At 55.2% G+C, this 23,331-nt stretch carries 16 protein-coding genes; 4 read left to right on the top strand and 12 right to left on the bottom strand.

Features of this window, described 5'->3' with window-relative positions; translation table 11 throughout:
* Positions 1-32: 32 nt before the first annotated feature.
* From aroA to ACERY3_RS03480, 3 genes are all read right to left on the bottom strand, one after another.
* Positions 33-1,316, bottom strand: a complete 1,284-nt coding sequence (gene aroA / locus ACERY3_RS03490; RefSeq protein ID WP_029739498.1) for a 3-phosphoshikimate 1-carboxyvinyltransferase — start codon at positions 1,314-1,316, stop codon at positions 33-35.
* Between the two features lie 69 nt (positions 1,317-1,385).
* Complete coding sequence (gene serC / locus ACERY3_RS03485) at positions 1,386-2,474, bottom strand: 3-phosphoserine/phosphohydroxythreonine transaminase (protein ID WP_058840891.1); 1,089 nt, start codon at positions 2,472-2,474, stop codon at positions 1,386-1,388.
* A gap of 162 nt (positions 2,475-2,636) precedes the next feature.
* Positions 2,637-3,329 carry a DUF421 domain-containing protein gene (locus tag ACERY3_RS03480; RefSeq protein ID WP_023310994.1) on the bottom strand — a complete coding sequence of 231 codons (693 nt, stop codon included), beginning with the start codon at positions 3,327-3,329 and terminating at the stop codon, positions 2,637-2,639.
* Between the two features lie 127 nt (positions 3,330-3,456).
* Between ACERY3_RS03480 and ycaO the strand changes: the two genes are divergently transcribed.
* From ycaO to pflA, 4 genes are all read left to right on the top strand, one after another.
* On the top strand, positions 3,457-5,217 hold the full coding sequence (gene ycaO / locus ACERY3_RS03475) for a 30S ribosomal protein S12 methylthiotransferase accessory factor YcaO (RefSeq protein WP_373225055.1): 1,761 nt from the start codon (positions 3,457-3,459) through the stop codon (positions 5,215-5,217).
* A gap of 406 nt (positions 5,218-5,623) precedes the next feature.
* On the top strand, positions 5,624-6,481 hold the full coding sequence (gene focA / locus ACERY3_RS03470) for a formate transporter FocA (protein WP_008499974.1): 858 nt from the start codon (positions 5,624-5,626) through the stop codon (positions 6,479-6,481).
* A gap of 51 nt (positions 6,482-6,532) precedes the next feature.
* Positions 6,533-8,815: a formate C-acetyltransferase gene (gene pflB, locus ACERY3_RS03465; protein WP_029739495.1), complete on the top strand. Its 2,283-nt coding sequence runs from the start codon at positions 6,533-6,535 to the stop codon at positions 8,813-8,815.
* Between the two features lie 204 nt (positions 8,816-9,019).
* Positions 9,020-9,760, top strand: coding sequence for a pyruvate formate lyase 1-activating protein (gene pflA / locus ACERY3_RS03460; RefSeq protein ID WP_373225053.1), 741 nt, complete (start codon positions 9,020-9,022; stop codon positions 9,758-9,760).
* 35 nt (positions 9,761-9,795) lie between these two features.
* On the opposite strand, the gene ACERY3_RS03455 is transcribed toward pflA, so the two are convergent.
* The 9 genes from ACERY3_RS03455 to ACERY3_RS03415 all read right to left on the bottom strand — a co-directional run bounded on the left by ACERY3_RS03455 (position 9,796) and on the right by ACERY3_RS03415 (position 23,205).
* Entirely contained in the window at positions 9,796-10,317 is a 522-nt protein-coding gene (locus tag ACERY3_RS03455) for an anti-virulence regulator CigR family protein (RefSeq protein WP_023310990.1), read from the bottom strand.
* Positions 10,318-10,440: 123 nt separating this feature from the next.
* Positions 10,441-11,589 (bottom strand): MFS transporter, encoded by a 1,149-nt coding sequence (locus tag ACERY3_RS03450; RefSeq protein ID WP_048979716.1) that lies wholly within the window; start codon positions 11,587-11,589, stop codon positions 10,441-10,443.
* A gap of 275 nt (positions 11,590-11,864) precedes the next feature.
* Complete coding sequence (locus ACERY3_RS03445; protein WP_033145086.1) at positions 11,865-12,728, bottom strand: dimethyl sulfoxide reductase anchor subunit family protein; 864 nt, start codon at positions 12,726-12,728, stop codon at positions 11,865-11,867.
* 1 nt (position 12,729) lies between these two features.
* Positions 12,730-13,347, bottom strand: coding sequence for a DMSO/selenate family reductase complex B subunit (locus ACERY3_RS03440; protein WP_021240882.1), 618 nt, complete (start codon positions 13,345-13,347; stop codon positions 12,730-12,732).
* A gap of 10 nt (positions 13,348-13,357) precedes the next feature.
* Positions 13,358-15,802: a dimethylsulfoxide reductase subunit A gene (dmsA, locus tag ACERY3_RS03435; RefSeq protein WP_373225051.1), complete on the bottom strand. Its 2,445-nt coding sequence runs from the start codon at positions 15,800-15,802 to the stop codon at positions 13,358-13,360.
* A gap of 211 nt (positions 15,803-16,013) precedes the next feature.
* Positions 16,014-17,306 (bottom strand): serine--tRNA ligase, encoded by a 1,293-nt coding sequence (gene serS / locus ACERY3_RS03430; protein WP_008499983.1) that lies wholly within the window; start codon positions 17,304-17,306, stop codon positions 16,014-16,016.
* A gap of 92 nt (positions 17,307-17,398) precedes the next feature.
* Entirely contained in the window at positions 17,399-18,742 is a 1,344-nt protein-coding gene (gene rarA, locus ACERY3_RS03425; RefSeq protein WP_033145084.1) for a replication-associated recombination protein RarA, read from the bottom strand.
* Between the two features lie 9 nt (positions 18,743-18,751).
* Entirely contained in the window at positions 18,752-19,366 is a 615-nt protein-coding gene (gene lolA, locus ACERY3_RS03420; protein WP_023310983.1) for an outer membrane lipoprotein chaperone LolA, read from the bottom strand.
* Between the two features lie 128 nt (positions 19,367-19,494).
* Positions 19,495-23,205, bottom strand: a complete 3,711-nt coding sequence (locus tag ACERY3_RS03415; RefSeq protein WP_058842106.1) for a DNA translocase FtsK 4TM domain-containing protein — start codon at positions 23,203-23,205, stop codon at positions 19,495-19,497.
* Positions 23,206-23,331: the final 126 nt, after the last annotated feature.

Below are 23,331 nucleotides of genomic sequence, written 5' to 3'. Positions count from 1 at the left end.
AATGCCGCATCGGGCGATGCGGCAATACGTTATCAGGCCAGCGTGCTAATGCGTGCCAGCTGTTCGAAGTAGTCCGGGAAGGTTTTCGCGGTACATTTCGGGTCAAGAATCGTTACAGGCGTATCTGACAGCGCCACCAGCGAGAAGCACATCGCCATGCGGTGATCGTTGTAGGTGCCGATTTCCGCAAACTGCAGTTTTGCCGGAGGGGTCACGCGAATGTAGTCTTCGCCCTCTTCCACCTCGGCACCGACTTTTCGCAGCTCGGTCGCCATCGCGAACAGGCGGTCCGTCTCTTTTACGCGCCAGTTGTAGATGTTACGCAGCGTGGTAGTGCCTTTGGCAAACAGCGCCGCCGTGGCAATGGTCATCGCCGCATCCGGAATATGGTTCATGTCCATGTCGATGGCGTTCAGCTCGCCGTGGGTACAGGAGATGAAGTCATCGCCCCAGGTGACAATGGCGCCCATTTTTTCCAGCACGTCCGCAAAACGGATGTCGCCCTGCACGCTGTTACGGCCAATACCGGTCACTTTTACCGTGCCGCCTTTAATCGCACCCGCGGCCAGGAAGTAGGACGCGGATGACGCATCCCCTTCAACCAGGTAGTTGCCCGGAGACTGGTACTGCTGCGCCCCGCGCACCACGAAGCGCTGATAAGACTGGTTTTCCACCTCAACGCCGAAGGTTTTCATCAGATGCAGCGTGATATCAATGTACGGTTTGGAGACCAGCTCACCTTTAATGGTGATAACCGTATCCTGCGGTGCCAGCGGCGCGGTCATCAGCAGTGCCGTCAGGAACTGGCTGGAGACGCTGCCGTCCACCTCGACGTGACCGCCGGTAAAACCGCCGCGCAGACGCAGTGGCGGATAGTTTTCCTGCTCAAGATACTCAACCTGCGCGCCGCCCTGACGCAGAGCATCCACCAGGTGACCAATCGGACGCTCTTTCATGCGCGGCTCGCCGGTCAGCACAATGTTGTTGCTACCCAGACACAGGGCTGCCGCCAGCGGGCGCATCGCGGTACCGGCGTTGCCCAGAAACAGCTCAAGCTCTTCGCCCGAGCGCAGCGCGCCGCCGTTGCCGGTCACTTCGCAGCGGGTACGATCGTCGGAGAGAGTGTAATGAACGCCCAACGCTTTCAGCGCATTGAGCATATGGCGCACGTCATCGCTGTCCAGCAGGTTTGTGAGGACGGTGGTGCCGTTTGCCAGAGCTGCCAGCAGCAGAGCGCGGTTCGAGACACTTTTTGAACCAGGCAGATTGATGGTGCCATCTACCCGCGCGATAGGTTGTAACGTCAGGGATTCCATGAAAACTAAACTCTCAACTCAACATAATAAAAACCCCGCAGGGACGCTGCGGGGGTGAAAAACAGCAAATTAACCGTGACGACGTTCGAAGTCGATCATGAAATCCGTCAGGGCCTTAACGCCTTCCAGCGGCATCGCGTTATAGATGGAGGCACGCATGCCGCCAACGACACGGTGACCTTTGAGCGCATGCAGGCCTGCCGCGAAGGACTCTTCCAGGAACACTTTGTCCAGGCTGCTGTCCGCCAGCTGGAACGGCACGTTCATGCGGGAACGGTTCGCTTTCGCCACATCGTTGCGGTAGAAATCGCTCTTGTCGATTACGCCGTACAGGAGTTCGGCTTTCTGCTGATTCACCTTGTCCATCTGCGCCACGCCGCCGTTTTGCTTCAGCCATTTGAAGACCAGGCCGGAGAGATACCAGGCAAACGTTGGTGGGGTGTTGAACATCGAATCGTTATCGTTCAGCACGGTGTAATCGAGAATCGACGGACAGGATTTATGTGCTTTACCCAGCAGGTCTTCATGCACAACGACGATAGTCAAACCGGCCGGGCCGATATTTTTCTGCGCGCCCGCATAGATAACGCCGTAGCGGCTGACATCAATTGGCGCAGACAGAATGGTGGAGGAGAAGTCGGCGGCAACCACGACATCGCTACCGAAGTTTGGCGTCTCGTCGATGGCAATCCCGTCAATGGTTTCGTTCGGGCAGTAGTGCAGATACGCTGCGTTATCGGAAAGCTGCCACTCGCTCATTGGCTTCACGGCGCGCAGACCGTCAACGGTCACTTTGGCGTCGATAACATTCGGCGTGCAGTATTTATGCGCTTCTTTAACGGCGCTTGCCGCCCAGTAACCCGCGTCAACGTAGTCAGCCGTGGTATTGTCACCGAGAATATTCAGCGGAACGCCTGCAAACTGGCCGCGTCCACCGCCGTGACAGAACAATACTTTGTAGTTCGAGGGAATATTCAGCAGATCGCGAAAATCCTTTTCTGCCTCTTCCGCCACCTGAATAAACTCTTTACCACGGTGGCTGATTTCCATCACCGACGTACCGAGACCGTTCCAGTCACAGAGTTCCTGTTGAGCCTGTTTAAGCACGTCTGCCGGTAACATTGCCGGACCTGAACTGAAATTAAAGACTTGAGCCATTTCCCCTCACCACGCTAAAAGCCATAAGTTATAACTGTGGATATCGGTTTTATCATTCAGTGACACGCGCCGCAATGTCTAAAACTTATGACCCGCGAAATGTGCCCCGCGTCACACAAAACAATCTGCCGCCTCGCCAGGACAAAACCGACAAAATGGCTGTCAGGTGATGCGTTTGGCCCGGCTAACCTTCGTCCATTCCGGATTTGCACAGCGGGGGCATAATTGACGATCCCCCGGCTGCATCGCGACAACATGGCTACATCTTACGCAAGCATACTCGCCTGATTCCGGTACCGTTCTGAAACGCTCAATGAGCATATCCGGCAGGATACACAGTCCCGGCTTCACCTCGTCGTCAGAATAGTAATAGACGCTGATCTGCCCGTTGGTTTCCATGATCGCCAGACGCACCTGCCCGAGCTGTTCAACGCTGTTCAGACGAAGCTCCATAAAGAACTCAAACTCGGTCATATTGGCGCTTTGTACATTTTCCCAGGCCAGCTGTCCGTCCTCGACGATAACGACCGGCTTCCCTTCAAGCAGATCTTCCAGCTTTTCGCTTTTCGACATCAGCCACATGACAAGACGGTAAAGTAGCGCCAGTGAGACAAAAACGATAAACACCGGCACCATCGGCACGTCGTCATAAAAGGCGACGTCACCCGCCGCCGAGCCCAGCGTCAGGATGATCAACACCTCAAAGAGCGACATCTGCCGCACGCCTCGGCGGCCGGTGATTTTAAGAAACAGGAAGACGAGGACGAAGGTATACAGGCTGCGCAGCGCCACTTCGCCCAGAAATTCAGGAGGAACTTTATCAAACGCCATCCGCTGGAGATCAAATGCTTTCATTTTTCTATGCCTTAACAGTCAGTTACTGCCACTAAGCATAGCCCAGCCTTTTATTTTCGCCGAAGATAGCACCCGTCACGCAAAACCCGTATCATTGCGCGCTTTACGTACGATAAAAGTGAACGCCATGACTCAAACGTTTATCCCCGGCAAAGACGCCGCTCTGGAAGATTCCATCGCTCGCTTCCAACAGAAACTGACCGACCTGGGTTTTAACATCGAAGAAGCCTCCTGGCTCAATCCGGTACCTCACGTCTGGTCCGTGCATATTCGCGATAAAGACTGTGCCCTGTGCTTTACCAACGGTAAAGGCGCGACAAAAAAAGCGGCACTGGCCTCTGCGCTGGGTGAGTATTTTGAGCGTCTGTCCACCAACTATTTCTTCGCTGACTTCTGGCTGGGCGAAACCATCGCTAACGGCCCGTTCGTTCACTATCCAAATGAAAAATGGTTCCCGCTGACCGAAGATGACGAGCTGCCGGAAGGTATTCTCGACGCGCGCCTGCGTGCCTTCTACGATCCAGACAGCGAACTGACCGCCAGCATGCTGATCGATCTGCAGTCCGGAAACGACGATCGCGGTATTTGCGCCCTGCCCTTTACCCGTCAGTCTGACGAGCAGACCGTCTATATCCCGATGAACATCGTCGGCAACCTGTATGTATCCAACGGCATGTCCGCCGGTAACACCCGCAATGAAGCGCGCGTGCAGGGTCTGTCTGAAGTCTTCGAGCGTCACATCAAAAACCGCATTATTGCCGAATCCATCAGCCTGCCTGAAATTCCGGCAGACGTGCTGGCGCGCTACCCGGGCGTAGTGGAGTCCATCGCCAAGCTGGAAGCCGAAGGTTTCCCAATCTTTGCCTATGACGGCTCGCTGGGCGGTAAGTATCCGGTTATCTGCGTCGTGCTGTTTAACCCGGCCAACGGTACCTGCTTCGCCTCATTCGGCGCGCACCCTGACTTCGGCGTGGCGCTGGAGCGTACCGTTACCGAGCTGCTGCAGGGCCGTAGCCTGAAAGATCTCGACGTCTTCACCCCGCCAACGTTTGACGATGAAGAAGTGGCCGAGCATACCAACCTTGAAACCCATTTCATCGACTCCAGCGGTTTAATTTCCTGGGATATGTTCAAGCAGGACGCCGACTATCCGTTCGTGGACTGGAGCTTTGCCGGGACCACGGAAGAAGAGTTCGCCACGCTGATGGCGATCTTCAACGCGGAAGATCGGGAAGTTTATATTGCCGACTACGAACATCTTGGCGTCTACGCGTGCCGCATTATTGTTCCAGGCATGTCCGACATCTACCCGGCTGAAGATCTGTGGCTGGCGAATAACAGCATGGGCGCGCACCTGCGCGAAACGCTGCTGGCTCTGCCGGGCAGCGAGTGGGAGAAAGAAGATTATCTGAACCTGATCGCCCAACTGGACGAAGAAGGCCACGATGACTTTACCCGCGTACGCGAACTGCTGGGCCTGGCGACCGGTAAAGACAACGGCTGGTATACCCTGCGCATCGGTGAGCTGAAAGCGATGCTGGCCCTGGCGGGAGGCGATTTGGATCAGGCCCTGGCCTGGACCGAGTGGACCATGGAATTCAACCAGTCTGTCTTCTCTGCCGAACGCACCAATTATTACCGCTGCCTGCAAACCCTGTTGCTGCTGGCCCAGGAAGAGGATCGCGAGCCGCTGCAATACCTGAACGCTTTCGTGCGTATGTACGGAGCTGAAGCCGTTGAAGCAGCCAGCGCGGCCCTGAGCGGCGAAGCGCCGTTCTATGGCCTGCAGGCTGTTGATAGCGATCTGAAAGCCTTCCCGGCGCATCAGTCGCTGCTGAAGGCCTACGAAAAGCTGCAGAAAGCAAAAGCCGCTTACTGGTCAAAATAAGCGCAGATAACATTACCAGCAGTAGGCGTATTCAATCGTCTGGGCTATATTACGGGGCAATTTCATTGCCCCGTTTTTTATTTTCTTCGGCAATGACTGTTGATTGTAATAATAAAGTTAAACATGGGTAAATATAATAATATTTACCCGGGCTTTACTGTTACTTTTTATGGTAAATACTCCATATTAATTAACTGCGTCAGGGGTGGCTGAACGAAAAAATTCAACTCTTTTCATAACTTTTAAAATTTATTTTTATAAGGATAATCAAATACTTACTCCGCATTTGCTGTAAAACCATACACACTGCGGGCCTATAAGCCAGGCGAGATATGATCTATATCAATTTCTCTTCTATAATGCTTTGTTAGTATCTCGTCGCCGACTTAATAAAGAGAGAGTTAGTGTGAAAGCTGACAACCCTTTTGATCTTTTACTCCCTGCTGCGATGGCCAAAGTTGCCGAAGAAGCGGGTGTCTATAAAGCAACGAAACACCCGATGAAGACGTTCTATCTGGCGATCACGGCTGGTGTGTTCATCTCTATCGCTTTCGTCTTCTACATCACCGCCACCACCGGTACTGCCGGAATGCCTTTCGGCATGGCCAAACTGATTGGCGGCATTTGCTTCTCACTGGGTCTGATTCTCTGCGTCATCTGCGGCGCCGACCTGTTCACCTCAACGGTGCTGATTGTCGTGGCAAAGGCCAGCGGAAGAATTACCTGGGGTCAGCTGGCACGCAACTGGCTTAACGTCTACGTGGGTAACCTGGTTGGCTGTCTGCTCTTTGTTTTGTTGATGTGGCTTTCTGGCGAGTACATGACCGCCAACGGTGGCTGGGGCCTTAACGTCCTGCAAACCGCCGACCACAAAATGCACCACACATTTATCGAAGCCGTTGCTCTCGGCATCCTCGCTAACCTGATGGTCTGCCTGGCTGTATGGATGAGCTACTCGGGTCGTAGCCTGATGGACAAAGCCTTAATTATGGTTCTGCCGGTTGCGATGTTTGTTGCCAGCGGCTTTGAGCACAGTATCGCGAATATGTTCATGATCCCAATGGGCATTGTCATCCGCGACTTTGCAAGCCCGGAGTTCTGGACCGCAGTTGGTTCATCCCCGGAAAGTTTCTCTCACCTGACTATTATGAATTTCATTACTGATAACCTGATCCCTGTCACTATCGGGAACATTATCGGTGGGGGTCTGTTAGTTGGGTTGACATACTGGGTCATTTACCTGCGTGGCGACGATCATCATTGATGGTTTTCTCAGGCAGTAAATAAAAAATCCACTTAAGAAGGTAGGTGTTACATGTCCGAGCTTAATGAAAAGTTAGCCACAGCCTGGGAAGGTTTTGCGAAAGGTGACTGGCAGAATGAAGTAAACGTACGTGACTTCATTCAGAAAAACTATACCCCGTATGAAGGTGACGAATCCTTCCTGGCTGGCGCAACTGACGCGACCACCAAGCTGTGGGACAGCGTAATGGAAGGCGTTAAACTGGAAAACCGCACTCACGCGCCAGTTGATTTTGACACCTCCGTTGCTTCCACCATCACTTCTCACGATGCTGGCTACATCAACAAAGCCCTTGAGAAAATCGTTGGTCTGCAGACTGAAGCACCACTGAAACGCGCAATCATCCCGTTCGGTGGTATCAAAATGGTTGAAGGTTCCTGCAAAGCGTATAACCGCGAGCTGGACCCAATGCTGAAAAAAATCTTTACCGAATACCGCAAAACCCACAACCAGGGTGTATTCGATGTTTACACCAAAGACATTCTGAACTGCCGTAAATCTGGCGTTCTGACTGGTCTGCCAGATGCGTATGGCCGTGGCCGTATCATCGGTGACTACCGTCGCGTTGCGCTGTACGGTATCGACTTCCTGATGAAAGACAAGTACGCGCAGTTTGTTTCCCTGCAGTCCGATCTGGAAAACGGCGTAAACCTGGAAGCGACTATCCGTCTGCGTGAAGAAATCGCTGAACAGCACCGCGCGCTAGGTCAGATCAAAGAGATGGCAGCAAAATATGGCTGCGATATCTCTGGTCCGGCTACCAACGCTCAGGAAGCTATCCAGTGGACCTACTTCGGCTACCTGGCCGCAGTTAAGTCTCAGAACGGTGCAGCAATGTCCTTCGGTCGCGTATCCACCTTCCTGGATGCGTACATCGAACGCGACATCAAAGCAGGCAAAATCACCGAGCAAGACGCTCAGGAAATGATTGACCACCTGGTCATGAAACTGCGTATGGTTCGCTTCCTGCGTACTCCTGAATACGATGAGCTGTTCTCTGGTGACCCAATCTGGGCAACAGAATCAATCGGTGGTATGGGCGTAGACGGCCGTACTCTGGTAACCAAAAACAGCTTCCGCTTCCTGAACACCCTGTACACCATGGGTCCTTCTCCGGAGCCGAACATCACCGTTCTGTGGTCTGAAAAACTGCCTCTGAACTTCAAGAAATTCGCGGCTAAAGTGTCCATCGATACCTCTTCTCTGCAGTACGAGAACGATGACCTGATGCGTCCGGACTTCAACAACGACGATTACGCTATCGCTTGCTGCGTAAGCCCAATGGTTGTTGGTAAACAAATGCAGTTCTTCGGTGCGCGTGCAAACCTGGCGAAAACCATGCTGTACGCAATCAACGGTGGCGTTGATGAAAAACTGAAAATGCAGGTTGGTCCTAAGTCTGAGCCGATCAAAGGCGACGTTCTGAACTTCGACGAAGTGATGGAGCGTATGGATCACTTCATGGACTGGCTGGCTAAACAGTATGTCACTGCGCTGAACGTAATCCACTACATGCACGACAAGTACAGCTACGAAGCCTCTCTGATGGCGCTGCACGACCGTGACGTTGTCCGCACCATGGCGTGTGGTATCGCTGGTCTGTCCGTTGCTGCTGACTCCCTGTCTGCAATCAAATATGCGAAAGTTAAACCAATTCGTGACGAAGACGGCCTGGCTGTAGACTTCGAAATCGAAGGTGAATATCCGCAGTTTGGTAACAACGACTCTCGCGTTGATGACATGGCGGTTGACCTGGTAGAACGTTTCATGAAGAAAATTCAGAAACTGACTACTTACCGTAACGCTATCCCGACTCAGTCTGTTCTGACCATCACTTCTAACGTTGTGTATGGTAAGAAAACCGGTAACACCCCAGACGGTCGTCGTGCTGGCGCGCCATTCGGCCCAGGTGCTAACCCAATGCACGGTCGTGACCAGAAAGGTGCGGTTGCCTCTCTGACTTCCGTTGCTAAACTGCCGTTTGCTTACGCGAAAGATGGTATTTCTTACACCTTCTCTATCGTGCCAAACGCGCTGGGTAAAGACGACGAAGTGCGTAAAACTAACCTCGCGGGTCTGATGGATGGTTACTTCCACCACGAAGCGTCCATCGAAGGTGGTCAGCACCTGAACGTGAACGTCATGAACCGTGAAATGCTGCTCGACGCGATGGAACACCCTGAGAAATATCCTCAGCTGACCATCCGCGTATCTGGCTACGCAGTACGTTTTAACTCCCTGACTAAAGAACAGCAGCAGGACGTTATCACCCGTACTTTCACTCAGTCCATGTAAGTGGAATTGACTGAAATCACGCGTTAAAAAGCGTACAATAAAGGCTCCACGTCAGTGGGGCCTTTTTAGCACCCTCTCCACCTCAGTCTCTTTTGTCCGCTATCTATACTCTATGGATATCAGCCAAAACAGACTTCAACACAGCCGGCTTTGAGCTGTGCATACTCAGGCCCCGGACGGGCCGATGCTGGAGATATCACCGCAATGTCAATTATTGGTCGCATTCACTCCTTTGAATCCTGTGGCACCGTCGATGGCCCGGGTATCCGCTTCATCACCTTTTTCCAGGGCTGCCTGATGCGCTGCCTGTACTGCCATAACCGTGACACCTGGGATACGCACGGCGGTAAAGAAGTGACCGTTGAAGACTTGATGAAAGAGGTGGTGACCTACCGCCACTTTATGAACGCGTCCGGCGGCGGCGTCACCGCATCCGGGGGTGAAGCCATTCTGCAGGCTGAATTTGTCCGCGACTGGTTCCGCGCCTGCCATAAAGAAGGCATTCATACCTGCCTCGACACCAACGGCTTCGTACGCCGTTACGATCCGGTTATCGACGAGCTGCTTGAAGTGACCGATCTGGTCATGCTCGATCTTAAACAGATGAACGATGAGATCCACCAGAACCTCGTTGGCGTCTCAAACCACCGCACGCTGGAATTCGCCAAATACATTGCCGATAAAGGCATCAAAACCTGGATCCGCTACGTGGTGGTTCCCGGCTGGTCAGATGACGACGACTCCGCGCACCGCCTGGGGGTATTTACCCGCGACATGGGCAACGTCGAGAAAATCGAGCTTCTGCCCTATCACGAGCTGGGTAAACATAAATGGGTGGCAATGGGCGAAGAGTACAAACTCGATGGCGTGAAGCCGCCGAAGAAAGAGACGATGGAACGCGTCAAAGGTATTCTTGAACAGTACGGCCACAAGGTGATGTATTAAAGAAAAGCCCGGTGAAAACCGGGCTTTTTTATATTCTATTTAAAGACGCCGTTAATAACGGACGTCACGATGGCTGTACTCAGCGCAATTAAGACCAGGTCGTCTCCGACCACGCGCCATTCATAGCCAGGGTAGGAAGGAAGCTGACCCAGCATTGAGGCCGGCACGGTTTTCTTCGCAATGCCCGGAGGCAACGGTTTACCGCGCGCCAGGTTTTTCGCGATACCCGGAGGCAGAGAGTCATAGCCCGTTAGGCCATAATTCAGCGCCAGATGGCGGGCATGATCGAAGCTCACGCGAGCGTCGACATCGTTACCGACATCTTTACTGCTTTTAAAGCTTTTATCCGATTTTCCAGGGTTATCCTGACCGTTATTTTGCTTATTGCCATGGTTACCAGAATTTCCGTTACCATGATTACCGCCATTACCTTGCCCGCCACCGTTTCCGTGACCACCGCCATTCCCGTTTCCAGGATTAGCCATGACCGGAGCCGTTGCAAACGTTAGAGACAACACTACGGCAAGTGCGGTAGTGGAAAAACGACGAATAGACATGATTGCTGCCTTATAGTGGTAGGACTCACATGAATTATCGCCTGGCGCAATAAACAAACAATAAGTAAAACTCTTAGTTGTGACAGGGACAAAAAAGCCTGTCATCGACAGGCTTTTAATTAATCAGGCATGAGCCACGGGCGTTGGGTGTTCTCCCACTTTGCGCAGCAGCATTAAGAGATAAATAAACGATACGCTGGCGATCATGATAAACAATAAATTATCAGAGTAATTCTGCATCAGCATCGCGGTAAACGTCGGCCCTAATAAGCTGCCGATGGTATAGCTCAGTAACAGCGCCTGGTTCATTGCCACCAGCTGGTGATGTTCAACTTTCTCACAGGCCCAGGCCATCGCGACCGGATAGAGCGTAAAGCCGGCGGCCCCGAGAATAAACAGCGCAGGCGCCATCGCGGCGTTGCTGAGCATGGCAAGGCATCCCATGATGACCACAAAGACCTGAACGCGCAGCACCAGCAGACGGCCGAAACGATCCGCCAGACGGCCAATCGGCCACTGCCCGACGATCCCCGCACTCACCATGACCGCCATCCAGAAACCAATTCCGGAATCGCTGACGCCCTGATGATTCAGATAGAGCGGCATCAGGCCGTAGAGCGAGCCCAGTACAATCCCCGAGATAATGCAGCCGTTAACGCCCAGGCGTGCCTGACGGAGTCTGAGCATCGGCCAGACGTGGGTCGATTCCTGATGCTCGCTGTTCTGGTTCACAATACGCGTGAAGAGCAGCGGCAGGATCGCGGCGAGCACCATGCCCGTTACCCACGGCAGAACGCTCATCAGGTCGGTTGGCAGCTTGCTGACCATCAGTTGACCCAGCACGGTGCCGACGTAATAAACCATCATATAGGCTGCCAGCAGGCGTCCACGGTTGCGCGAAGTGCCGCTGCACATCAGCGCGCTTTCAACCACCACCCAAATCATCGCGCAGCCTACGCCTGCGATAAAGCGCCATGCCATCCAGCTCCAGAAGCCGACCATCAGGCCCAGCCCGGCACACCCGGCGGCGAAAATCAGCGAAGCCAGATAATAGCTGCGATTAAAGCCAAAGCGCTTAATCAGGCTCCCGGTCATTAGCGTACCCAGCAGGTTCCCGGTAAAAAAGGACGAGCTGACCATACCCACCTGCCAGGTCGGTAAGTTTTCATGGGCGAGCCACAGCGGGACGAGCGTATTTAACACTGCGATCGCCAGGGTCAACAGAAGCAGGCCACAGAGCAACAGAAGCACTGGCCGGGTATAGGTGGTCATGGATTAAAAACCGTGAGGAAGTTCAGATTTCGTGCGCATCATGCCACTGGCACAAACAAAGTCAATCCACTGACTTAGCCGCCTCGCACAATATGTTCCCTGTCGATTTAAAAAACTTATCCTGCTAATGCCACGCCTGCTGTAGATATTAATTATGTGTCTGTTTTTATTTATTAATGGGCGAAATTAAAACAAAACGACAGTCGAAAAATTTCATGATCGAAAAAAGAAAAAGCCGGGCACTCAGGCCCGGCTTGATATAACTCAATGCAACGTTAACTGGCGATAGCCATACCTACGGTCATATGCAACCCGTAGAACACACCGCGGCCAATCAGTTCACCCGCCAGGACCAGCACAAAGGCCAGTGACAGCAGCGGCAGCGCAGGCTGATAACCTTTGAGCTGAGGAGCAATCCAGAATACCAACGCAGCGACCAGCAGAACGATGCGCCAGGCCATCAGAGAACCGTAGTCCGGCACCAGGGCAGAAGCCTGCTGGATAGAGCTGTGAATGGTTGCCAGTTCTGCCCCCTGCATCAGAGCGACCATCGCACTCACCACCAGCGCCAGCAGCGAAACAGCCGGCAGCAAACGCATTGCCCACCCGTCTACGCCCGCCACGCGCAGCAGCAGGTAGCCCAGCAGCGGCCCGCCGATAAACATCGTCAGGAAGAAGCTCATCGGCGTCCAGACGCTGTACCAGGTTGGAACGGTATCGATGGTGTTATAGACGCGCACCATCATCCACACGAACACCACGCCCAGCACCATGGTCACGATCAGCCACAGGCTGCGCAGACCTGCAGGCAACTTCTTCATAGCGGCCAGCAGCCAGCCCAGCCCACCGACGGCAAAGAAAATTGCCCCGCTGGCAATCTCGTTACTGAGGGACGATGCCCCCACGCGGTTCAAAGAGTTAAACGCGCGCATCGGCGAACCCAGGTGCAGCGTAGAGGCTATAAAGCCAATCCCCATCAGCACCCACAGGCCAAACATGCTCAACACTAAACGCTGCTGCTGTTCAGCGTTGAGGTTCCCTTTTAACAGCGCCAGCGCGAGCACAATGAAACCGCCCGCCACGCACTGGCCAAAGACCGTGAAGATCATCAGCGGCCATTCATGCCATCCACTTCCCATCTCACACCTCCTTCGGATTTGCCAGGTAGCCGGTGGTGTCACCTGTAGGACGGCTGTTGGCGTTAGGTTTAATCACAATGCTCGGCTTCGTGAAGTGCGCAGACGGCAGCGGTGCCACTGCGGCAAGCTGACCGTGTTTTTGACGCAGTTCTTCAATCGGGCCGAAGTCCAGCGCGCGCAGCGGACAGGACTCGACGCAAATCGGCTTTTTGCCGTCCGCCACGCGGGTGTGGCAACCGTCGCATTTGGTCATATGACCTTTGGCGGCGTTGTACTGCGGCGCGCCGTACGGGCACGCCATGTGGCAGTATCGGCAGCCGATGCAGACATCTTCGTCCACCACCACAAAGCCGTCTTCACGCTTGTGCATCGCCCCACTCGGGCAGACCTTGGTGCAGGCCGGATCTTCACAGTGGTTACAGGCAATCGACAGGTAATAGGCAAAGACGTTCTGATGCCAGACGCCGTTATCTTCCTGCCAGTCGCCCCCGGCGTATTCGTAGATGCGGCGGAAGCTGACGTCCGGGGTCAGGTCTTTGTAATCTTTACAGGCCAGCTCGCAGGTTTTGCACCCGGTGCAACGGCTGGAATCGATAAAAAATCCATACTGGGTTGTCATCGGCTACTCCTTAAACCTTTTCAACCTGGACAAGGTTTGTGTGGGATGGGTTGCCCTTCGCCAGCGGCGACGGACGCTGCGTGGTCAGCACGTTAATACTGCCCGCCTGGTCTATGCGGTTGGCATCAGGGCTGTACCAGGCCCCTTCCCCCAGCGCCACCACGCCTGGCATCATGCGCGGCGTCACCTTAGCTTCAATGTGAACCTCGCCGCGGCCGTTGAAGATACGCACGCGATCGCCATTGCTGATGCCGCGTGCTTTGGCATCCATCGGGTTGATCCACATCTCCTGACGGCAGGCGGCCTTGAGTACGTCGACGTTACCGTAGGTGGAGTGCACACGCGCTTTGTAGTGGAAACCGGTCAGCTGCAGCGGGAATTTCGCCGTCAGCGGATCGTTATAGTTTTCAAAACCTGGCGTGTAGATCGGCAGCGGATCGATAACGTCCCCTTCCGGCAGCTCCCAGGTCGACGCGATTTTTGCCAGCTCTTCTGAGTAGATTTCGATTTTGCCCGACGGCGTGGTCAGCGGGTTCGCCTGCGGATCTTCACGGAACGCTTTGTACGCCACGTGGTGCCCTTCCGGATCGCGCTGTTTGTACATACCCTGCTTACGGAAGGTATCGAAATCAGGCAGGTCAGGGACCGCCTTACGGGAGAGTTCATGCAGATGGCGCATCCACCCTTCCTGAGTACGCCCCTCGGTAAACTGCTGCTCAACGCCAAGACGTTTCGCCAGCTCAGAGGTCATCTCATAAATGGTTTTACACTCGAAGCGCGGTTTAATCGCCTGGTCGGTAAAGATCACATAGGACATATTGCCGCAGGAGGCGTCCAGCGCGAAATCCATCTGCTCAGAGGCGGTGCAGTCCGGCAGCAGGATATCGGCGTATTTCGCCGAGGAGGTCATGTGGCAGTCGATGACCACAATCATCTCGCACTTCTTGTCATCCTGCAGGATTTCATGGGTGCGGTTGATTTCGGAGTGCTGGTTGATGAGACAGTTACCGGCATAGTTCCAGATCATCTTGATCGGCACGTCCAGCTTGTCCTTGCCGCGCACGCCGTCGCGCAGGGCGGTCATTTCAGGACCACGTTCGATCGCATCGGTCCACATAAACATGGAGATGCTGGTCTGAACAGGGTTATCCAGCGTTGGCATACGTTCAAACGGCACTTCATACGAGCCTTCACGCGCGCCGGTGTTACCGCCGTGAATACCGACGTTGCCGGTCAGAATGGAGAGCATGGAGATGGCGCGAGTCGCGATTTCGCCGTTCGCATGGCGCTGCGGTCCCCAGCCCTGGCTGATGTAGGCCGGTTTGGCCGAGCCAATCTCACGCGCCAGCTGAACGATACGCTCGGGCGGAATACCGGTGATGGTGGACGCCCACTCGGGTGTTTTCGCCACGCCGTCGCTGCCCTGCCCGAGAATATAGGCCTTGTAATGGCCATTTGCAGGCGCGCTGGCTGGCAGGGTTTTCTCGTCATAGCCGACGCAGTATTTATCCAGGAAAGGCTGATCGACGAGGTTTTCTGTGATCATTACCCACGCAAGCGCCGAGACCAGCGCTGCATCGGTACCCGGACGGATTGGGATCCACTCGTCTTCACGTCCGGCGCCGGTGTCGGTATAGCGCGGATCGATAATGATCATGCGGGCATTGGATTTGGCGCGGGCCTGTTCGAGGTAATAGGTTACCCCGCCGCCGCTCATGCGGGTTTCGCCCGGGTTGTTACCGAACAGGACGACCAACTTACTGTTTTCGATATCGGACGGGCTGTTGCCGTCCGCCCAGCCGCCGTAGGTGTAGTTGAGGCCAGCAGCGATCTGCGCGGAAGAGTAGTCGCCGTAGTGGTTAAGATAACCGCCGCAGCAGTTCATCAGGCGCGCCACCAGCGTTTTACCCGGTGGCCAGGAGCGGGTCAGCGTACCGCCGAGCGTCCCGGTGCCGTAGTTCAGGTAGATGGATTCGTTGCCGTACTCTTTGATAAGGCGCTGCATATTGGTGGCGATAATGTCGTAGGCTTCATCCCAGCTAATCCGCTCGAACTTCCCTTCCCCACGCTTACCGACGCGCTTCATCGGATATTTCAGGCGGTCCGGATTATACACGCGACGACGCATGGAGCGGCCGCGCAAGCAGGCGCGAACCTGATGTAACCCATCGTAGTTATCGTCCCCGGTATTGTCGGTTTCGACATATTTTATTTCGCCATCCACCACGTGCATACGCAGCGGACAACGGCTACCGCAGTTTACGGTACAGGCACTCCACACCACTTTTTCCGGAGCTGAGGCTGGGGATAGTGCATCAGCCGCTGAGACCAGTCGGGTAAAAGGAAGCGTGAAGGCGCTGCTGGCTACGGCCAGGCCGCCTATTGCCGTGGTTTTCATCAACCCACGGCGAGTGACCTCGGCAGCCATTAATGCTTCAGGCGCGTTGATTTTCATAGAGACTCACTTTGGTTGCTCACAAAGAAAAGAGTGGCGGCGCAAACCGCTATGTAGTTTTATATACAACGAATTTCTACGTAATCAGCTTTTTATGCTGACTTTCATTCGGAGGAGTATTACTACTTTAGAGGGAGGGGGTATTGCGTCGTGTCAATTCAGAGGCATAAAAAAAGCGCCCAAAGGCGCTTTTTTGTTGTGAGGCAAAGAATTAGCCGATGTACTGCTGGCCTTTCATGTATGGACGCAGCACTTCAGGGATCTCAATACGACCGTCTGCCTGCTGGTAGTTTTCCAGCACGGCAACCAGCGTACGGCCCACAGCCAGACCAGAACCGTTCAGGGTATGCACCAGACGGGTTTTCTTGTCAGATTTGCTGCGGCAGCGTGCCTGCATACGACGCGCCTGGAAATCCCAGACGTTAGAGCAGGAGGAGATCTCACGATAGGTGTTCTGCGCAGGCACCCACACTTCAAGATCGAAGGTTTTGCAGGCGCCAAAGCCCATATCACCGGTGCACAGGGCCATACGACGGTACGGCAGGCCCAGCAGCTCCAGCACTTTCTCAGCGTGGCCGGTCATCTCTTCCAGCGCGTCCATGGACTCTTCAGGACGGACGATCTGCACCATCTCAACTTTGTCGAACTGGTGCATACGGATCAGACCGCGCGTGTCGCGACCGTAAGAACCTGCTTCAGAACGGAAGCACGGTGAATGTGCCGTCAGCTTAATTGGCAGGTCGTCTTCATCGATGATCTCATCACGCACGAGGTTAGTCAGCGGCACTTCAGCGGTTGGGATCAGCGCGTAGTTGCTGCTGTCTGCTTCCTCGTCCAGCGGACGGGTATGGAACAGATCGCCGGCAAATTTCGGCAGCTGGCCCGTACCGTACAGCGTATCGTGGTTGACCAGATACGGCACGTAGGTTTCGCTGTAGCCATGCTGCTCGGTGTGCAGATCCAGCATGAACTGCGCCAGTGCGCGGTGCAGATGGGCAATCTGGCCTTTCATCACCACAAAACGGGAGCCGGTCAGCTTAACCGCTGCCGCAAAGTCCAGGCCCGCGTGCATTTCGCCCAGCGTCACGTGATCGCGCACTTCGAAGTCAAACTCACGAGGCGTACCCCAGCGTTTCACTTCAACGTTGTCGTTTTCATCTTTGCCGACAGGCACGCTGTCGTCAGGAATATTCGGGATAGCCAGGGCAATATCACGAATCTCGGCCTGAAGAACGTCCAGCTCAGCTTTTGCCTGATCCAGTTCTTCACCCAGTTTGTTCACTTCCAGGCGTAATGGCTCAATATCTTCCCCGCGCGCTTTCGCCTGGCCGATGGATTTCGATCGAGAGTTACGCTCTGCCTGCAGATTTTCAGTTTGTACCTGCAGTACTTTACGACGCTCTTCAAGAGCGCGCAGCTTATCTACATCCAGCTTAAAGCCCCGGCGTGCCAGTTTTTCAGCGACTGCGTCTGGCTCATTACGCAGCAGATTGGGATCGAGCATGCTTATCCTGTGCTTATCGAATTAAAATAGGAAAATGTGACCACAGCCTGCGGCCACAAGGATACATTGCCAACATTACCGCAACGATTGAACTAACGGTAGCGTTTTATAGGGCTATTTTGATCCTGTCCGGCGAGCCAGGTGAGCTTTTCACCAATCTTGCCTTCAAGACCTCTGTTTGTGGGGTGATAATAGCGCGTTTGTGCCATCTCCTGCGGGAAATATTCCTCTCCGGCAGCGTAGGCATTGGGTTCATCATGAGCGTAACGGTACTCCTGCCCATACCCCATCTCTTTCATCAGTTTGGTCGGCGCGTTACGCAGGTGAACCGGCACATCGTAGTCAGGACGTTCACGCGCGTCGGACATCGCCGCTTTAAAGGCGGTATAAACCGCATTGCTTTTCGGCGCGCAGGCCAGATAAACAATCGCCTGCGCAATGGCACGTTCGCCTTCCGCAGGTCCAACGCGGGTGAAGCAGTCCCAGGCCGACAGCGCGACCTGCATGGCGCGAGGATCGGCATTGCCGACATCTTCTGACGCAATCGCCAGACAGCGACGCGCGACATATAAAGGATCGCCGCCCGCAGTGATAATGCGCGCGTACCAGTAAAGCGCCGCATCCGGCGCGCTGCCGCGCACGGACTTATGCAGAGCCGAGATCAGGTCGTAAAAACGGTCGCCTTTGTTATCGAAACGCGCGCTGCGCTCCCCCGCAATTTCGGTGAGCAGTTCCGGTTTTAGCACCCGCTTCCCGGCATCGTCGATTTCGGCCATATCGGCCATCATTTCCAGCGTGTTCAGCGCACGCCGCGCATCACCGTTGACCAACTCGGCAATCGCACGACGCGTGTCGTCAGGCAGAACGATATCCTGCCCGCCGTAGCCGCGCGCTTTGTCGTCCATCGCTTGGGTGAGAACCTTTTCGATATCTTCGGTGGTCAGCGATTTGAGCAGGTAAACGCGCGCGCGGGAAAGCAGCGCCGAGTTCAGTTCAAACGATGGGTTTTCGGTGGTCGCGCCGATGAAGAAGATCGTGCCGTCTTCAATATGCGGCAGGAAGGCATCCTGCTGGCTCTTGTTGAAGCGATGGACTTCGTCCACGAAGAGGATGGTACGCCGCCCGGCATTGCGGTTCTGCCGCGCACGCTCGATCGCCTCACGGATCTCTTTCACGCCGGAGGTGACCGCCGAGATACGTTCAACGTCCGCGTTGGCATAGCGGGCGATCACTTCTGCAAGCGTGGTCTTGCCGGTACCAGGGGGTCCCCAGAGGATCATGGAGTGAAGATGCCCGGCCTCAATGGCGCGCGGCAATGGCTTACCGGCAGCCAGCAGATGCTGCTGGCCGATGTACTGCGCTAAATTTTCTGGCCGCATACGAGCGGCCAGAGGTTGAAACGCGTTATCTGAAAAATCGAGCGACAGATTGCCCACTCACGCCTCTTACTTATTGCGTTGGTCGTCCACCGTTACGCCCTGCGGCGGGGTAAAGGTGAATTTCGATGCATCAACGGCGCCGTTCTGCTGAGACTTGAGCTGGTAGCTGCTGCGCTGATCGTCCTGCTCAACCGCGCCGAACTGATTAATCGTACCGTTGGTGCTTACGTTAATGGTGAACTGCTTCAGGTTGCCGTTACTGCCTTTCGGCGTCAGGACAAACTCGTCACCCGTCTGTTTAATATTGTACTGCTGCCAGTCGCTGGACTGGTTACGGGCAATCAGCATAAACGGCGTATTGCTGGTGGCATCTTTCAGCCAGGTCGCCGTTGCCTGCTCAACGAACGGGTTGAAGAACCATAAGGTTTTACCGTCAGAGACCAGGATGCTTTCATCAGGCTGGGTCATGTGCCAGTTGAACAGATTCGGGCGTTTTACCCACAAATCTCCCTGACCTTCCTGCACCGCATTGCCGCTGCCGTCCGTCACTTTTTGCGTGAAGCTGGCGTGGAAGCTGCTTACTTTATCCAGTCGGCTTTTAAGGTCGCTGGCTGCATCAGCCCAGACGCTGCTGGCGACAAAACTGGTGAGTAATGCACAGGCGATGGCGATTTTTTTCATTGTTATTCCTTAAAATACGTCTTCCCGATATGGGGTTTCCGTCTTCTATTCTGGACCTGCCCGAAGGCAGGCGACAGAAGAAAATGCTTAATTTTGGCTGATTTACCCTTCTTTGCAATCGCTAAAGGTTAATCAAACGGCGGCGGTGCCAGCACCTCGCGGTTACCGTTATGCCCCTGCTCGCTCACAATACCCTGCGCTTCCATCTGCTCGATGATGCGCGCCGCGCGGTTATAGCCGATGCGGAACTGACGCTGCACGCCAGAGATGGACGCTTTGCGTTTTTCGGTAACGAAGTTAACCGCCTGATCGAATAACGGATCCAGCTCTTCGCCGCCGTCGAAGCCACCGCCGCCGCCTTCGCTTTCCGTGTCGCTGGTAATACCGTCAACGTATTGCGGACGACCGCGCGCTTTCCAGTCCTGCACGACGGCGTGAACTTCCTCATCGCGGACGAACGCACCGTGGACACGCACCGGAGAGGTAGAGTTCGGGCCGGAATAGAGCATATCACCCATACCCAGCAGCGACTCTGCGCCGCCCTGGTCAAGAATGGTACGGGAGTCAATTTTACTGGATACGGTAAAGGCGATACGCGTCGGAATGTTCGCTTTGATAAGACCAGTGATAACGTCCACGGAAGGACGCTGGGTCGCCAGCACAAGGTGAATACCGGCCGCACGCGCTTTCTGCGCCAGACGGGCAATCAGCTCTTCTACTTTCTTACCGACGGTCATCATAAGGTCAGCGAATTCATCGACCAGCACGACGATATAAGGCAGCTTTTCCAGCACCGGATGCTGGGCATCCATGCTGTCACCCGGCTTCCAGTAAGGATCAGGGATCGGACGCCCCATGCGCACAGCCTGGGCAATTTTCTCGTTATAACCGGCCAGGTTACGCACGCCCAACGCAGACATCAGCTTGTAGCGGCGTTCCATCTCGTTGACGCTCCAGCGCAGGGCGTTGGCGGCGTCTTTCATGTCGGTGACCACTTCGGTCAGCAGATGCGGGATGCCTTCGTAGACCGACAGTTCGAGCATTTTCGGGTCGATCATAATGAAACGCACATCTTCCGGCTGCGCTTTATAGAGCATGCTGAGGATCATGGCGTTCACACCGACAGACTTACCGGAACCGGTGGTACCCGCTACCAGCAGGTGAGGCATTTTGGCGAGATCGGCCACGACCGGATCGCCAGCGATATCTTTACCCAACACCACGGTCAGCGGGGACGGGTTATCGCGGAATTTGGTGTTATCCAGCACTTCACGCAGGTAGACGGTCTGACGTTTCTTGTTCGGCAGCTCAAGGCCAACGTACGGTTTGCCCGGTATCACTTCCACCACACGTACCGCCACGGTCGAGAGAGAACGCGCCAGGTCGCGGGACAGGTTGGAAATACGCGCGGCTTTAACGCCAGGCGCCAGGTTCAGTTCAAAACGGGTGATCACAGGACCCGGCGAGTAGTTCACCACGTCCGCCTTGATGCGGAAGTCAGCCAGACGCGCTTCAACCAGACGCGCCATCTGCTCCAGCGCGAAGGTATCGACCGGCTCCACTTCTGACGGCGGAGGCGTTAACAGATCCAGCGACGGCAGCGGAGTGCTTGGACGCTGCAGCGGACGGCTGTCACCGTTACGCATCAGCAGCGGGTGAATCAGACTTTCCTGCGGCTGAGGCGCAGGCTGCTGGAACTGCGGCGGCTGTGGTGGCTGCTGCGGTTGCTGAACAGATTGATGCGGCTGCGCATACGGCTGCTGAACAGGCTGCTGCGGCTGCGCGTAGGCCTGTGGTGCTGGCTGCTGGCGCACAGGTTCCGCTTCCGGCATCACGCTCGGGGTAAATAAAGGCTCGCTAGGGCCATCATCCACCAGATCCTTCATCGGCGAGAATTCAAAATCAGACAGCGAGAACGGATTTGCACCAGCCGGTTGTTCACCGGAATAGCGCTGCTGCTGGGTGGCGGCGAACTGGCGCGCCAGTTCTGCTTCAGCCGCGTCCTCTTCGTCTTCCAGCATTGGTTCATCGTGCTGGTATTCATCACCGTAGCGCTGATTCTGCTGCGCGGCGAACTGACGGGCCAGCTCGTCCTGCTGCATTTCATCGGCGTCATCTTCGTACTCAGGCTCGCGCGCTTTCTCTTCCGCCATACGCTGGGAAGGCAGCTTGATGCCATAAGAGGCAAGCTCACGGCGGGTTGGAACGCGAACGCGGTTAGGGCGAGGCAGTTGCGGACCAATCCCCTCTTTCACCTGAGGACGTGGCGCGCCACTGGTTGCCAGGCTAAAAACAGGTGCAGCCACGGCAGCGGCCGCGGCAGCCTGCTTCACGCTTTCCGCTACGGGTGCGACTGCAGGCGTCGGGTCGATCGGTGGAACGGAAACAGAAGGCGCTTTCGTCACCGGCTCCTGCACCGGTTCAGGCACAGGCTGGTACCAGGCCGCCAGCTGCTCGCGTTCACGCGCACGGCGCTCTTCAACTTCTTCAAAATAGTACATCGGTGGACGAGAGGGTTTTACCTCTTCCACGATTTCAGGTTCAGGCTGCGGCTCTACATAAGGCTGCACAGGTTCAACCGGCTCAGGCACATACTCCTGATAAGGTTGGGCCACAGGCTGTTCATAGTGCGGGTAATCTTGCGGTTCATACGCAGGCTGCGGCGGCTGATAAGGCTGCTGCCACTGCTCCTGCTGCACAGGGATGTAGCTTTCAGGTTCAGGCGCGATAACCGGCTCCGGCGTGTGAACGCCTGGCGCAGTCTGCCAGTCAACCTGAGGCTGCTGAATAACGGATTCCGGCGGCGAAACCGGCGCGGATGGCATCACGGCGTCGACAGGCGCGGCATACGCCTGCGCAGCGGTCGTCGCGGCTGCGGCGGCTGCAACCGGCTCGGTAACCGAGTGGCCATTTAACAGCGGATCGTATTCGTCGAAGTCACCCGGAGTGGCCCGGCTGCCGGAGAAGAGCACATCGTCAGGATCGACGGCGACACCCGCAGCGCGATACGCCACCTGCTCGTCTTCATCCATGCGTTTACCGGAGAAGAGCGCCGCATCGGTTTTACGACCCAGCGGGTTGGCAAATTTCTCAGCAACACGCTGGCGACGCGCCAGCGCGCCGCGCAAAATACGCGCACGACGAGACTCGCGACGCTGCACAGGCGCGTCATCTTCCTCTTCATCTTCGTACTCGTCTTCATCAACCCACGTATCGTCACGGCGAGTACGGTTGCTGGCGAAGGTCAGAATGGTGAGGATAAAACTTCCGATCTTCTCGGCAATGCTCACCCAGGACCAGCCGGTAAACAGCGTCAGCCCGGCCGCCCAGATACAGAGCAGCGCCAGCGTGCCGCCGCTGCTGTGCAGCATCGGCTGCAGCGCAGAACTGAGTAAACTGCCGATCACTCCGCCAGAGGCGAAGTACCAGATATCATCCGCATTGATTGCCGCCAGCCCGCACGAGGTGAGGATCAGCGCCAGCGCGCCAATCAGGCGCAGCGACACGGCAAAATAGTCGATGTAATCATCGTTCTGACGATGACGCCACGCAAACCAGCATCCGCCAATGATAATGACGGGAAGGGTGTAGGCCATCACACCGAAAATGAAGAACAGCGTGTCCGCAAGCCAGGCACCGGGGACACCGCCTAAATTATGGATAGGCTCATGCCATGCAGTTTGTGACCAGCTGGGATCTGAGGGGTTGAAACTGAGTAAGGCTGCCATCAGCCAGACGGCAAAAAGGGCAATAACAATCAGCAAAGCCTCGAGGAGACGACGTCCGCTGCTTAGCTTCGATAGTGTGACTTCTTTGTCTTCAGTGTATTCCTGGCTCAAAAAAGGCTCTCCAGGTATCAGGCATATCCTGCCTTTTTGCTAAAACGGACAACAGCGCCGGGACTCCCCGGCACTGTTGCTGTATGGATTAACAGGAGTGTAATCAAACTACGCTGATTTTGCACC

It is taken from the genome of Enterobacter cloacae complex sp. ESBL7 (genome assembly GCF_041679625.1).
GTDB classification, from domain to species: domain Bacteria; phylum Pseudomonadota; class Gammaproteobacteria; order Enterobacterales; family Enterobacteriaceae; genus Enterobacter; species Enterobacter asburiae_B.
This window is presented reverse-complemented; position numbering and strand designations above follow the sequence as displayed.